Below are 13,993 nucleotides of genomic sequence, written 5' to 3' on the forward strand. Positions count from 1 at the left end.
CCTTTCCCTTCGTGATAAGATGTGGACATGCGCGCATCCGAAGACTCCTCTCGCGTCCTTCGCATCGCCGCCTGGATCTGGCTCGGCTTCCTGCTGGGAATGGCGTTGATGGACCTTGCGCTGTACACGCCGCAAGTCCAGCAAGTTCTTGGCGATACCGCGCGCATCCAGCCACAACTCCAGGGATCGAACGCGCCCAACCCCGGCCTGCCTTTGCGCATCAACCTTTTTCCTGTCTTTCTTTTCTATTCATTGAACGGAATGACGGCTCTCCTGTTCCTTGCGATCACGTATTGGGATTGGATACAGGAACAATTGGGCGAGACTTTTTATCCCGTCATGCTTGTGGTGATCTCTGCCGCGCCCATCCTGATCAGCGCCTTGATCGTCCCTCGCTTTCCGCCGGGTCCGCTCGCAAATGCGGAGGGAATGGCATTGCGTCAACTGCCTGTGCTTTTCGTCGCGCTTGCCCTGACGGCCTGGAAATATCAATTTGTGCATGTCGTCATCTTCAGCCTAACCGCCACTACGTTCGAACTCGGCTTGATCGCGGCAAACCCTTTCGAGAATCGCAATATTTCAGTTTTCTTATTCATTGCCATCATCCGCACCATCAGTTTTATCGCTGTCGGTTACTTCATCAGCGCCCTTGTCTCGCGCCTGCGCGAACAGCGCGAATCCCTGCGCAAAGCGAACGCCAACCTGACGCATTACGCCTCCACCCTTGAACAGTTGACCGTGAGTCGCGAGCGTAACCGCCTCGCGCGCGAACTTCACGATACCCTCGCGCATTCGCTCACTGCAATCTCCGTCTCGCTCGAAACCGCAAAAGCGTATTTCGATATCGATGTCAAAGAGACCCGCGAATTGATCGATAAATCCCTCGAAGCGACCCGCAAGGGAGTGGATGAAACCCGCCGCGCATTGAAGGCTTTACGTTCATCGGATTTGGTTGATATGGGCTTGAGACTCGCCGTCAAAAAAGCGGCTGAATCAGCCGCCTCCCGCTTCAGCCTGGACCTCGAACTGGATCTGCAGGACCCCATGCCTTCCCTCAGCCCAGATGTGGAGCAGACCATCCTGCGTGTCACGCAGGAAGCCATCGAAAACCTGACCAAGCATTCGCGCGCCAAAAAGTTTGGCATTCGTCTTTTCAATAACGGACGGACTACACTGATGGTGGAGGATGACGGTGTCGGCTTCGATATGAAATCGAGAGAATCCAGCGGTCATTTCGGGCTGGTCGGGATGCGCGAACGCGCGGAGCTGGCAGGCGGAATCTTGAAAGTGGAAAGCGATAAAGGGAAGGGGACGAGGGTCGTGTTGACGATCTAAACACACGACGATGGACGACGGACTGTGGATGGAAAAACGGTCAACAGCCCATCGTCCACGGTCAGGAACTTGATTATGAAAATTCTGCTTTGTGACGACCAGGCTGTGATACGCGATGGATTGGAAATGCTTCTCACGTTGGAGAAGGATTTCCAGGTTGTCGGCTCTGCCCAGGACGGGCAGGAGGCGCTTGAACTCGTCGCAAAAAAATCCCCCGATCTCATCCTTATGGATTTGAAAATGCCGGGTATGAACGGAATCGAGGCCACGCGCGAAATCCGTAAAAAATATCCGGATATAAAAATCCTTGTGCTGACCACCTACGACGAAGACGAATGGGTCTTCGACGCGATCCGCGCTGGGGCGTTGGGCTACCTGCTCAAAGATACGCCGCGCCAAAAGATCATCGAAGCCATCCGCGGCACTGTGGAAGGGAAGTCCTTTGTCGACCCGGCTGTGGCGGGAAAATTATTGAATCAAGTGGCAAATAACCAAACCCAGCCCGCCTCGATTTTGACCGACAAACTTACCGAGCGCGAACTCGACGTGTTACGGTTGCTCGCCAAGGGCATGACCAACACCGACATCGCCGGGACTCTTCATCTCTCCGAAGGTACGGTGCGGAACCACGTCAGCGCGATTTTGGAGAAATTGAGCGTATCCGATAGAACGCAGGCAGCGGTGATTGCCATACAGCACGGGCTGTAGGTCAGGCTGGCAGCCCGACACTTCGATGAAATTCTTGATTTGGCGGGGTGAAAGCCCGTCCTACATTACGGCTGACATTCTTTTTGCAGCAGGCTTTTTGCTTGCGAAGCATCCACTTCCCCCGAAACTCGATTCAATATTGTATTCAGTGCCGGGCATAACGTGGGCTGACCTTTGATCGTCCGCTCGGTTAGTTTGAAGGCGGTATCCATGTCGCCGGTCAGGGCGAAGGCTTCGATGAAGGGGAGATATTCAACAGGCAGGGCGGGGGATAACTCATTTTCCTGCGCTTGCTTGTATAACTTGACAACCTCTTCCCAGTCGTCGTTTTGCCTAGCGATCTCCGCTTTGGCGTAGGTGTAACACCAGTGATGCGGAGGTTCGTCGCCAAACAAAGTCTTTTCCATAACAGGAGCGGGAGCATCGGCAAGGATCAAATCCGGGTTGGAGAGCGGGATGGCTTCGAGCAGATAAAAACTCGCGCCGGGGACGGTTTCGGCGTTGTTATACACCGGGTCGAGGACGCGCAGGCATCCGTCCGCTTCTTTGTAGATAACCACAACATTTGATGTATTTCCGCTGAAGGTTGTGGTGCGATACGTAATCTCAATGAGCTGGTCTGGCTTGATCTCGAATGCTTCATACCTTGTTTTGAGATATTGCAAGGCAAAAGGCAGTTTTCGCTCCTCGAAGTTTGGCGCGTACATCCAATTTACCGCTGACATCAACTGATAATCGGACAGGTATTGGATGGGTAACTCATAAGTCAGGACGGCTGTGCCTTCCTTTAATGAGGGCATCCGCCAAGCCATTTGCCAGAATAGGTCTTGCGTATTCGCCCAGTCACGCCGGTAGGTGTTTGCAACCGTGAATTGATACGCCGCTGACATGCTGATGATGAGACTCAAAATAATAAGTTTGACGCGCCCTTCTTTCAGGATCAAATCCGCGAGACCGACGATGAAGAGACTCGCTCCCAGCATGATGGAGAGGAAAAAGCGGTCGTAGTCGAACTCGATCTTTAGCGGAAGTCCCGCCGCCCAGGAGGGGAGACGTCCTGCGAAGATGGCGATGAGTCCGATGAATAGGAACCAGTGGTGAGTGGAAAGCGGGGACTGGAAAGTGGATGGAGATTCTTTACTCGTTACTTGTTGCTCGTAACCCGTTACTGCAAAGGTAATTACAAACGCAAGGAGAAAAACGCAAAACGCAATGATCTGGGTGGTGGAAGTATCTATGGCGGCGAAGATGTTGAAGATGTTCAGCCACGATACAAAGCCCGAGAGGGACAGGGTGTTGATGAATTCGTTGATGAGAGCGAGTGGCGAAAGCAGGGATGGAAGGCTTATCTGATACGAGTTGTATGCTTGCGAGCGGTGGTAGGAGTATGTCCAGACGGCGTTGACGATCCAGACGATGAGATAGGGCAGCCATTGAACCGCCGATTTTTTGAGCAGGCCTTTTTTGTCCGCGATGGATTCGGAGAGGATGGCAAGGATGAAGAACAGGCGCAAGATTTCGAGACCGAAGAAGTATTCGGTGGAGAACAGACCAAAGATTTGTAATAAGATGGCGAAGGCGATTGGAGTTTTGGAGTTGCTGTCATTGCGTAAAAGATTTACGGTGACGATGAAAGAAGAAAGAAGAAAGATGAGGGGGATGAATTCTTGATTTACATGGGTCAGCGCAACCCATTGTTGACCGAAGGCGGGATAGACAGTGAAGAGCAAAGCAACCCACAGGGCGGAACGCTGACGGGTGGGAAAAACTTTCCGAAGCAGAGACCAGACCTGGAGCGAGAGAATGAGGCGGGCTATGAGACCAAGAATCTGCCAGAGAATTGGATTCCCCCCAACAATGGCGGTCGTTACGAGGAAGACATATCCCAACAAGGGGCGGAAGGGCTTGAAGGCGGGGATGAATTCGGCAGGACCGAAAAATTTCAGGAACCACGCAAAGGGCAGGTCGTCCCAGTAGAAGCCCATGCGCGGCGCGAGGATGCCGTAGGCGAGGAGAATGAGCAGAAGAAATGCAGCTGGAATTGCGAAAGGTTTTTGTAGGAGTATGCGGATTTTTTCTTTCACGGGTTGATTTTACCATTTGGGATGGGGCGGTATAATTCCAGTCATGAATCGAAATAAGTTAGTTGACGTTGTTATTTACCTCACCCTGATCGCCGTCTTTCTCGCGCCGCGGCTGGCGGGCATCGGCGATTTTGTCACGCTTGACGAACCTTCGTGGCTGAGTCAGGGCGCGAATTATTATTACGCGTTGGGGCAGAGGGAATTCGATAAAACGGTCTACGAATACCAGCCTGCTGTGACGACGATGACGATCATCTCAGCGGCGATGCTGATGTACTTCCCTGAGTATCGCGGATTTGGTCAGGGCTATCTCGACTATGAAAAGGGGCGGCTCGATCCGTTCATGGTTTCGCACGGCAAAGACCCGTTGACGCTCTTGATCTATTCGCGCGTCATTCAGGTTTTTGTCCTGCTTGTTTTATTCCTTGTTCTGTACTTCTTGTTACAAAAATTCTTCCCGAAGCCGGTTGCGATATTCGCTCTATTGTTCGCGATGTTCGACCCGTTCTACCTGAGTCAACATCGGTTGATGGACCACGAAGGCATGGTATCGCTCTTCGGAATGATCTCGCTGGTCTCGCTTGCGATCTATCTTTTCAAGGAAAACAAGTTTTGGTATGTGCTCCTGTCCGGCGTCGCGGCGGGATTTATGTCGTTGTCGAAGTCGTCGTCCATTGCGACGCTGGCGGCGGTGGGCGTTTTGCTTTTGTGGAAGTTACTTCAAGAACGCGGGCAGGGATGGGGGAAGGGATTATTATCCGCGCTGAAAACTTTCGGGTTGTGGTTTTTGTTCTTGGCGATTACTTACTTTGTTTTCTGGCCCGGCATGTGGGTTGCCCCCGGTAAGATGCTTTACGAAGTGTACGGCAACGCCTTCAGTTACGCCTTTCAGGGCGCGCGGCTCAAGATCACCGAGGAATTGGATGTTTCTCAATTTACGCTCAACACACGCTTTACGGATGTGTGGGAGGTGGCGAAGATTTTTCTTTACCGGACGACTCCCGTGACCTGGCTCGGTGTGATTTTGGGATTCGCCCTCCCGTTCACGCGCGACCCGGAGCGGGCTCAGCGGAATCGGCTTTTCTTTACGCTGTGGCTTGTCAATGGAATTACGTTTATCCTCCTGATCGGCGTTGCGCAGGGACGCAACTCTCCGCATTACATCCTTTCGAGTTATCTCTCTTTCAATCTGCTGGCGGGACTTGGCTGGTTTCATTTTGCGGAATGGCTTTCAACGCGAATTCATTCTTCGCGCAACCTCTGGCAATACGGCTTGCTTGCCGTTGTGATGCTTTATCAAGCCGGGAGCGCGTTGGCGAATTATCCGTACTACTTCACCTACCGCAATCCCATCCTTTACGCCGCCGGTTGGTACAACGAATTTCCTCACTTCCCATATTGCGAAGGCTTGGAGACCGCCGCGCATTTTCTCGCTGACTTGCCCGATGCCGAGAACGCGACCGTCTTCTCCTATTACAGCCGTGGGTGCGTTTCGTATTATTATCCCGGTCCCACCATCAGCTATCGCCCGTATTATTCGGATGGCGAACATACCGAAGACCTGCTCAATAATTTGAACGCCTCGGAATATCTCATCGTCTATTATGCCAACCAGGGACAACTGGCGCATCACCTGAATTTTGTCAATGCCATGGCGCAGGCGGAGCCCTTCCACGTGGTCTGGCTGAACGGATATGAATATGTCCGCATTTACAAAGTGGATGACCTCGGTCCCGAAATCTATGAGGCGTTGGCGCATTTGAAATGAGAGGACCGACTAACCCTCCGATCTTTAACGCAAGGACCCAAAGCCGCAAAGAAAAAAGAAAACTTTGCGCCTTGGCGTTAAGAATTTTGGAAGATCATGAAAGCAAACAATGACTGGATTATTTAGTCAGCATCGAATAAAAATAATTTATGCCCTGCTCCTTCTTGCATTGACATTGCCATCGCGCCTCACGCGCATCGATGCCGCTGTCAACATCGACGAGCCGTGGTGGGTGATCTCCAGTTCCAATTTCTATTACGCTGTCACACACAGGGATTTCGAAGACACCTACTTCGAGTATCACCCCGGTGTGACGAATATGTGGGTCATCTCGACGGCGATGCTGGCATACTTTCCTGATTACCGCGGCTTCGGTCAGGGATTCTTCGATCAGCGCAAACCGTTCTATGAAGAATTCCTGCGCGAGAACGGGAAGGAGACCATCGATCTCGTCCGCTATGCTCGTTACATTCAGGCAGGCGTGCTGGCGATCTTCGCAATCATCGCCTTCCTTCTTTTGAGTCTCATTGTCGGTGAGAATCTTGCCTTCCTCTCGATAACGCTGGCAACCCTCTCGCCGTTTTTTCTCGGTCACTCGCGCCTGCTCAACATGGAGACAATGGGAGCGATGTTCGTTTTGGTTTCGTTCCTCGGTTTCCATCTATATCGTTATCAAAACCGATTTATCTACCTGCTGATCTCCGGCGCGGCATTCGGCTTGGCGCAGTTGAACAAGTCCACTTCGATTGCATTGCTTGGGGTGGTCGGGATGATGTTAATCATCAGTCTATTTGAAAGAGATAAGTCGCTCAAAACAAAAATTCTCACTGCGCTAAAAACCTTCGGGATTTGGTTCGGGGCGGCGGCTCTCGTTTACTTCATCCTCTGGCCTGGCATGTGGGTGGATCCGGCTCGGATGCTGCGCGAAGTGTATGGCAACGCCTTTAGTTATGCTTTTCAGGGAGCCCGCCTCGACGTAACCGAGGAACTGGATCCCGCTTCATTCAGTGTTGTCACGCGCTGGGACGGAATCCTGCTCTACCTTCGTTATTATTTTTCCGGCACAACCTTCATCACCTGGCTGGGATTGATTTTCGCACTCGTATTGTTATTTGCCAAAGGGAAAGAACGCCTGTCCGACCAGGTCCGCTCGATGATCGGTTATCTTGCCCTGCTCGGCGTTCTGTTCATATTGATGTTCGGCATCGCGCAGGGACGCAACCACGCGCACTACATCATGAACGCCTTCGTCGGGTTCGATGTCATTGCAGGAGTCGGGTGGGGGGGCATTATTGCATGGCCGGCTTCAAGCGGGAAGGGCTTTTCGAAACCGGTCGCGCCGCTCATGGCATCCCTCGTTTTGATCCTCGCGCAGATCGGTTTCGGATTACCGTATGCGCCTTATTATTTCACCTACCGCAATCCGCTGGCGAAAGAGGCGGCGACTTTGGGTTACGGTGAAGGTTTGGCGGAAGCTTCAGATTATCTCTCCCAAAAACCGGATGCAAAAGATATCAAAGCCTATGTCTACAACGGCATGGGGACGTTCTCGTGGTATTTCCCCGGCGAGACCATCGTTTTGAAACGCATCAATGTGTTGAACGATGACTTTGTTACCATCACGGACGAAATGCGGAAGTCGGATTATCTCGTGTTGTATCCGATCACCCGCGCCAAACATCCTGAGACTGAAAAGATGCTTTCTGAATTCGAAGGCGTGGTGGAACCGGAGAAGGTTATCTACATCGACGGGCTGGAGTACATCCAGATCTATAAAGTGACGGATATTCCCGAATCGGTGTACGAGGCCCTGCTCGCAAAACATAAACCTTAAGGGGGAGAATCCGCTCGAGGGGGGTATCAACCTGAAGTCCGGGGTGAGGCGGGATTCCTTTCACCTTTGTCATGAAAGTACCATAGTCGGGCGGTGGTTTTGTGGAGTAAAATTTCCATCGAATTTCGCCATGGGATACAACTCGTCGAACACTCGTCTTTCCGGTAAATTGGTGGACCGCATCCTGACGGGGATCGTTTTTCTTTATCAAGCGCTGGCAATCGTTGCGCTGATTTGGTCGCTTGTCCTTGCCGTCCAGTGGATTCGGGAACCGTTTCTCGGCACCTTCTACGAACACACGCTTGTCTTCACCGACACCGGCGGGGATGGCGATGCCTGGGCATTCAACGAAGCGGTGAAGAGCGGCGATCGCCTTTTGGCGGTCAATGGGCGGGAGGTGGAAACCAGCCGCGATGTGCGTTCCATCATCGTCGGGAAATTCGTGCCCGGTGAAAACGTCAACCTCACCGTTCAATTTGCAGAAGGCGAAACGCGCGACTTGAGTGTCGAGTTGCAGCGCTTTCCGGAAGACGGCGTCAACGTTTACCTGCTCCTGCCTTTCATCATTTCCATAATTTTTATCGCGCTCAGTATTTGGACGTTCGGTTTGCGGCGGAACGAACCAGCCGGTCGCGCGTTCACCATGTTCGCCTCTTCTTTTGCAATCGTGACCGGCACCATCTTCAACATCTGGACGAGCCACGAATTGACCCTGCTCTGGACGTTTGCCATCGCCATTGCTGGCGGCTCGACCCTTGCCCTGACCTTGTCTTTTCCATCTTCTCCACGCCTCCTTGTCAACCGTCCGTATATGCGATGGGTGGGTTTTCTATTCAGCCTTGTGCTTGCATTGGCGGTCACTCCCTATATCTTCAACCGGGAACAGCCTACGGCTTATATTCCCTTGTGGCGGAACATTTATTATTTCGATGCGCTCTGTATTTTGATCCTGCTTGGGTTTAATTTCTATTATGCATTCTCCTCGCCGTCGCCTGTGGTGAAGTCACAGGCGCGCAGCACACTGTTGGGCGCGTTCTTCGCCCTGGGTCCTCTGGCGTTCTTCCTTTCGCTTGGCGCGGTTTTCTCTATCGCATTCTCTCCCCTGCTGTTCCTGCCGGTTGTCATTTTCCCGGCTGTGATGGGGTATAACATCATGCGCTTCCGTTTCCTTCGCACCGACGATTTCGCCCGGCGCGGAGTCATGTATGCCATCCTCACGGTCGTTGTTACGCTTGGGTATGCATTGGTTTCTTCCGGCGCGGGTTTGTTGTTCGGGAATGCCTTGCCCCAAAATTATCTTGCGGGAATTTTTATCCTTGTCCTTGCCCTTGTCCTCGAACCGCTCCGGTCCCGCCTTCAAAACCTGACCGATGCGATATTCTTCCGCGGATCGCGCGTGGCTGCGGAGCAATTGGAGGATTTTTCCCACAGGCTGACCACCGCTCTTGATTTGAACGCCATCAGTTCGCTTCTTCGGGACCAGATCGCCTCGACCCTGGCTCCTGAGCAGATTCACATTTTCACCTACGATTCACTGAATGATTTTTACAACGCCTCGCCCGGCGAGGGGCGCCGCGCGACGACCGATATCCGTTTTACTTCGGGGAGTCCGTTGGTGTCTTACTTCAAACGTGAAAGCCTGCCGCTTTATTTGGATAGCGGCACGGACCTTCCGGATTCTCTGCGCCCAGAGCAATCCCGCATTGCATTATTGGGAGCGCGGCTGTTCATCGCATTTCCCGGCAAGGACAAACCCAACGGCTGGATGGCGTTGGGTCCGCGCCTGACCGCTCAACCCTATTCCCCACAGGATCTGCGCTTTCTTGAAAATATCTGCGATCAGGCTTCGGTTGCCATTGAACGCGTACAAACAGTGGCGCATCTCGAACGGCGGATCCAGGAAATGAACGCCTTGACCCGCGTATCGCAGGGCGTGAATGTGACCCTGACCTTCGACGATGTGTTGGAATTGATTTATGCCCAGACGGCGCAGATCCTGCCGACTTCGCATTTCCACATCACTCTTTATAACAAGGACAGCGATTATTACTATTACGGTTTCTGTCTCGAGAATAACGAACGCATCGGCGAGCGTGAAAACCAGCCGTTTGCGGCGAATATCGGGCTTTCGCCGGAAGTGATCCGCAAGAGCCGCCCGATCATGACACAGGATTACATCCGGGAGTGTCAGGCGCGCAACCTTATCCCGACCATCGAAAATGTCTTCGCCTGGATGGGGGTGCCCCTCAACGCCGGCGCTGAAACCATCGGCGCGCTCAGTGTCGGCAGCCGCGATGGCTCAACGGTCTACACCCGCGCGCAATTGGAACTCCTGCAAGCCATTGCAGATCAAACGGCCGGCGCCATTGTGAAGGCGCGTTTGTTGAAGGAAACCCAGGAACGCGCCCATCAACTGACAACACTGAATGACATCACCCGCCAATTGACTTCGACCCTGGAATTGAATCCGTTGCTTCAAAACATCCTCGAGAACGCCGTCGGAATTTTGAACTGCGAAGCGGGCAGCCTGTTCATGGTGGACGACCAGACCGATGAACTGGTCTTCCGCGTAACGGTGGGACCCGTGGCGGGCAACCTGGTCGGTAAACGCCTTGCGCCCGGAACTGGAATTGTGGGACGTGCCGTGCAAACACGCAGACCCGTCATCGAAAACGAAGACCAAAATTCGCCTTCACGATTCAAAGGGGTGGATCAGCAGACAGGATTCGTCAGCCGTTCGCTTCTGGCAGTGCCGCTTCAGGCAAAGGACCGCGTCATTGGTGTGATCGAGGTCATCAACCGGCGCGATGGACTGCCCTTTATCACGAATGACGAAACCCTGCTGACTGCCTTTGCAGGTCAGGCGGCGGTCGCCATAGAAAACGCCCGCTTATACACTCTGACCGATCAGGAACTCGCCAACCGCGTCGAGGAACTTTCGGTCATGCAGAGGATCGACCGCGAGTTGAATGCCAGCCTGGAGATCGACCGCGCCATGCGCATCACGCTCGACTGGGCGCTTCGCCAGTCCGGTGCGGAAGCGGGTTTGATCGGCATCCTCGAAGAAGAACGATTGCGCGTGATGGCACACCAGGGGTTGGATGAGCAAATGGCCAACCTCGGCGATCAATTGGTGATGAAGATCGAACTGCCGTCCATGATCGCCGCTGTCGAGACGGGCCTTCCCCAAAACGTGGAAGTGGCGGTTGAAGCCTCGAAGAACAAACTCCTCCTGGCATCTCGAAACCAGATGGTGATCCCCATCCGCCGCGAGATCACCGTGATCGGTCTGCTTTACCTGGAAAGCATCGGCGATACGCAGGTGGATATCGACTTCCTCACGCGTCTCACCGACCACGCCGCCATCGCCATTTCAAACGCCCAGCTTTATAGCGAGGTTCAGCGAGCCAACCTGGCAAAAAGCGATTTTGTTTCCTTGGTCGCGCACGAACTTAAGAACCCAATGACTTCCATTAAAGGGTATACCGACCTGCTTGCAAGCGGAGCTGTGGGCCAGATCACCGAGATGCAGACGAACTTCCTTACGACGATCAAATCCAACGTCGAGCGCATGTCCACCCTGGTTTCCGACCTCAACGACAATTCCAAGATCGAAGCGGGACGTCTGCGCCTCGAATTCAAAGCCATTACCGCGGCTGATATCGTGGACGAGGTGGTTCGCACATTCACCCGTCAATTGGAGGAAAAGAAACAGAAACTCGAATTGAGCGTGCCGTCGAACCTTCCCGATATGTGGGCGGACCGCGTCCGTGTCGGGCAGGTGTTGACGAATCTCGTCAGCAATGCATATAAATACACTCCGGAGGGCGGACGTATTCACGTTGGGGTCGCGGAAAGCCCAAACCAATGGGATCCCGATGGAGCGCCGCGCGTTCTTCATCTCTGGGTGAAGGACAGCGGGATCGGCATGGCTCCCGAGGATCAGCAAAAGATATTCCAGAAATTCTTCCGCTCGGAGGATCCCAAAGCGCGCGAATCACCGGGAACGGGGCTTGGCTTGAACATCACCAAGAGCCTCGTCGAAATGCAGGGCGGGAAAATCTGGTTCGAAAGCGAATACCGCAAAGGTACCGTTTTCCATTTCACGGTTCCTGTGGCAGAGGAATAGGGTCAAGATGACAGTTACCGGATCGGTTGGAACTGCTCAGGCATTGGATGGGCGCGAGGCGGGTTTGCAGGCGACGCATCAGGCTTTGAACCGACTTGGCGCAAATGCTCCCGGCCTGGCGGTGGTGATCGCATCTCATCAATACCAGGCGGGAGAAGTGCTAAACGGCGCATCCAGTTTGTTGGGCGATACGCCCCTAATCGGTTTCAGTTCCCCGGCGGGATTGACCCGCGATGGCCAGCACCCGCACTCTGTTGTGGTTGCACTTCTGAGCGGTGATTTTCAGGCTGAGACACTTTGGCTGCCGGGCTACGCCCAATCCGGACGCGAGACCGCATCGAAAGTCGAAAATCATGCTTCGGCACGAACCGAACGTCAATCGATTCTCTTTTTTGCAGATGGATTTAACGGAGACGCGGAACAGTTTTGTAACTCGCTGTCCCCAGCTTTGGATGTGACCGGAGCGCTTTCAAGCGGCGACCTGCACACGGGTTCCACTTATCAAATCATAGGCAGCCAGTCTGGCATGGGCGGTATGACGGCGGCATTTATTCGCGGAGGAATCAACACCGGTATCGGAGCCGCTCATGGATGGGACCCGGTCGGGAATCAATTTCGCGTAACGCGTTCCCGCGGATTTTGGCTTCGCACTCTGGATGGACGTCCCGCCTCGGAGGCGTACGCAAGTTTATTCGGTTATCCCCCCCGCGATTGGGCATTCCCGCCGCTCAGCTATCTTGCGCGTTTGTACCCGCTCGGCATGGAACAGCAGGATGGATTGGTTGTGCGTGCGCCGATCCGCGTGGAGGCGGACGGGAGTTTCCGCATGAACGCCGCCATTCGCGATGGCGTGGACGCGTTCCTGCTTGTGGGAAGTCCCGCCTCTTGCGAACGTGCCGCCAAGACGGCCGCCCAGCAAGCCTTGCTTAAACTTGGGGATGCAAAACCCCGCCTCGCCCTCGTGCTGGTGGATGTTGCCTGGCAAATGCTGCTCAAAGCCCATCCCGGCGCGGAGATTGCCGCGGTGCAGGAGATCCTCGGTGAGTCCGTTCCGGTTGCCGGGGGATATACGCTGGGGCAGGTGGTAACTCCGGATGAGGAATCCAAACCAAAGTTCCTTAATCAACACATCGTGGTCGTTGTTTTTGGCGAACCGAAGGAAGATTGAGACAAGTTGGAAAACGGCATTTATCATGAAGATGGTCGGGAAGAATTCGAAAAGAATCGATCCAAAAGCGAATGCAAAATAGTACAATGAACTGGCTGAAATGCCAGTTTTGTTTTTGAAAGGATGAAGGATGAGCCGCCTGCTTTTCATCTCGATGGTCCTGATTGTTTCTGCCTGCACCCCGCCTGTGGATGCGCCGCTTCCGCCAACGTCCATCTTCACATCCGCGCCAGCGCAGCCGACTGAGCCGCAAATCCTTCCTGCGATTACTCCACCTTTGATGATTCCCACATCCACTCCAGATCCCCAGACGCCTCTTTCGCTTAACGATATCCCGGCATATCTCACTTCCGTTCCTGAGAATTTCAATCCCGATTTTTGTCAGGACACCCGCGCCCTTCAATTGCTCCACGACCTGCAATCTGCGATCCAAAATAAGGACGGGAAATTGCTTGCCTCGCTCGTGAGTCCGAGCACAGGAGTGGGCGTGCGCTTCATCCGCGAAGGAAAGGTCGTGACATATTTCGACAATATCAAATTCGTCTTCGAGACCACCTATGAAGCGGATTGGGGTCTTGGCGCGGGGAGCGGACTTCCTGTGAAAGGATCGTTCCAGGAGATCGTCCTGCCTTCGCTTGAACTGGTTTTTTCATCCAACCCGGTCCTTGCTTGCAATGAGTTGAGAACCGGCGGTGCGACGTATCTTCCCGATTGGCCCTATCAAGGCATGGATTTTTACTCCGTGCATTTTCCCGGCACAATTGAATTTGATGGATTGAATTGGGAGACCTGGGCAGTGGGGATGGTCTGGCAGTCGGGAAAGCCCATGCTCGCCGCGCTCATCCATTTTGCGTGGGAACCGTAAAACCGTCCGAGTTCGCATAGAGATCCTGTTTGACCCCGATTCCCTTCATCAACTGGCGAGGGGAATTTTTGTTTGTAAGAAATACTCGTGTGTGATAATCTA

General features: G+C 53.5%; 8 protein-coding genes. 7 read left to right on the forward strand and 1 reads right to left on the reverse strand.

The features are described from left to right. Window positions 1-27 precede the first annotated feature (27 nt). On the forward strand, window positions 28-1,335 hold the full coding sequence (locus HS100_11015) for a sensor histidine kinase (protein MBE7434439.1): 1,308 nt from the start codon (window positions 28-30) through the stop codon (window positions 1,333-1,335). Between the two features lie 72 nt (window positions 1,336-1,407). After that, on the forward strand, window positions 1,408-2,043 hold the full coding sequence (locus tag HS100_11020; GenBank protein MBE7434440.1) for a response regulator transcription factor: 636 nt from the start codon (window positions 1,408-1,410) through the stop codon (window positions 2,041-2,043). A gap of 65 nt (window positions 2,044-2,108) precedes the next feature. Here HS100_11020 and HS100_11025 read toward each other — a convergent pair whose 3' ends face one another. Continuing rightward, a complete protein-coding gene (locus HS100_11025; protein ID MBE7434441.1) occupies window positions 2,109-4,127 on the reverse strand; it encodes a hypothetical protein in 2,019 nt (672 codons plus the stop codon). A 43-nt stretch (window positions 4,128-4,170) separates the two neighbouring features. On the opposite strand from HS100_11025, the gene HS100_11030 reads away from it, so the two are divergent. The 5 genes from HS100_11030 (at window position 4,171) to HS100_11050 (ending at window position 13,891) form a co-directional block, all read left to right on the forward strand. After that, window positions 4,171-5,895 carry a glycosyltransferase family 39 protein gene (locus HS100_11030; protein MBE7434442.1) on the forward strand — a complete coding sequence of 575 codons (1,725 nt, stop codon included), beginning with the start codon at window positions 4,171-4,173 and terminating at the stop codon, window positions 5,893-5,895. Between the two features lie 109 nt (window positions 5,896-6,004). Continuing rightward, entirely contained in the window at window positions 6,005-7,729 is a 1,725-nt protein-coding gene (locus HS100_11035) for a glycosyltransferase family 39 protein (protein MBE7434443.1), read from the forward strand. A 130-nt stretch (window positions 7,730-7,859) separates the two neighbouring features. Beyond that, window positions 7,860-11,858, forward strand: a complete 3,999-nt coding sequence (locus HS100_11040) for a GAF domain-containing protein (protein MBE7434444.1) — start codon at window positions 7,860-7,862, stop codon at window positions 11,856-11,858. 7 nt (window positions 11,859-11,865) lie between these two features. Continuing rightward, complete coding sequence (locus HS100_11045; protein ID MBE7434445.1) at window positions 11,866-13,026, forward strand: FIST C-terminal domain-containing protein; 1,161 nt, start codon at window positions 11,866-11,868, stop codon at window positions 13,024-13,026. A 130-nt stretch (window positions 13,027-13,156) separates the two neighbouring features. After that, window positions 13,157-13,891, forward strand: coding sequence for a hypothetical protein (locus HS100_11050; protein ID MBE7434446.1), 735 nt, complete (start codon window positions 13,157-13,159; stop codon window positions 13,889-13,891). Window positions 13,892-13,993 lie beyond the last annotated feature (102 nt).

The sequence above is a fragment of the Anaerolineales bacterium genome, assembly GCA_015075725.1.
GTDB lineage: Bacteria > Chloroflexota > Anaerolineae > Anaerolineales > Villigracilaceae > Villigracilis.

Excerpts from the sequence above, each read along its gene's own strand:
- HS100_11015 (MBE7434439.1), top strand. The coding sequence starts at position 28 with ATGCGCGCATCCGAAGACTCCTCTCGCGTCCTTCGCATCGCCGCCTGG.
- HS100_11030 (MBE7434442.1), top strand. The coding sequence starts at position 4,171 with ATGAATCGAAATAAGTTAGTTGACGTTGTTATTTACCTCACCCTGATC.
- HS100_11035 (MBE7434443.1), top strand. The coding sequence starts at position 6,005 with ATGACTGGATTATTTAGTCAGCATCGAATAAAAATAATTTATGCCCTG.
- HS100_11040 (MBE7434444.1), top strand. The coding sequence starts at position 7,860 with ATGGGATACAACTCGTCGAACACTCGTCTTTCCGGTAAATTGGTGGAC.
- HS100_11045 (MBE7434445.1), top strand. The coding sequence starts at position 11,866 with ATGACAGTTACCGGATCGGTTGGAACTGCTCAGGCATTGGATGGGCGC.
- HS100_11050 (MBE7434446.1), top strand. The coding sequence starts at position 13,157 with ATGAGCCGCCTGCTTTTCATCTCGATGGTCCTGATTGTTTCTGCCTGC.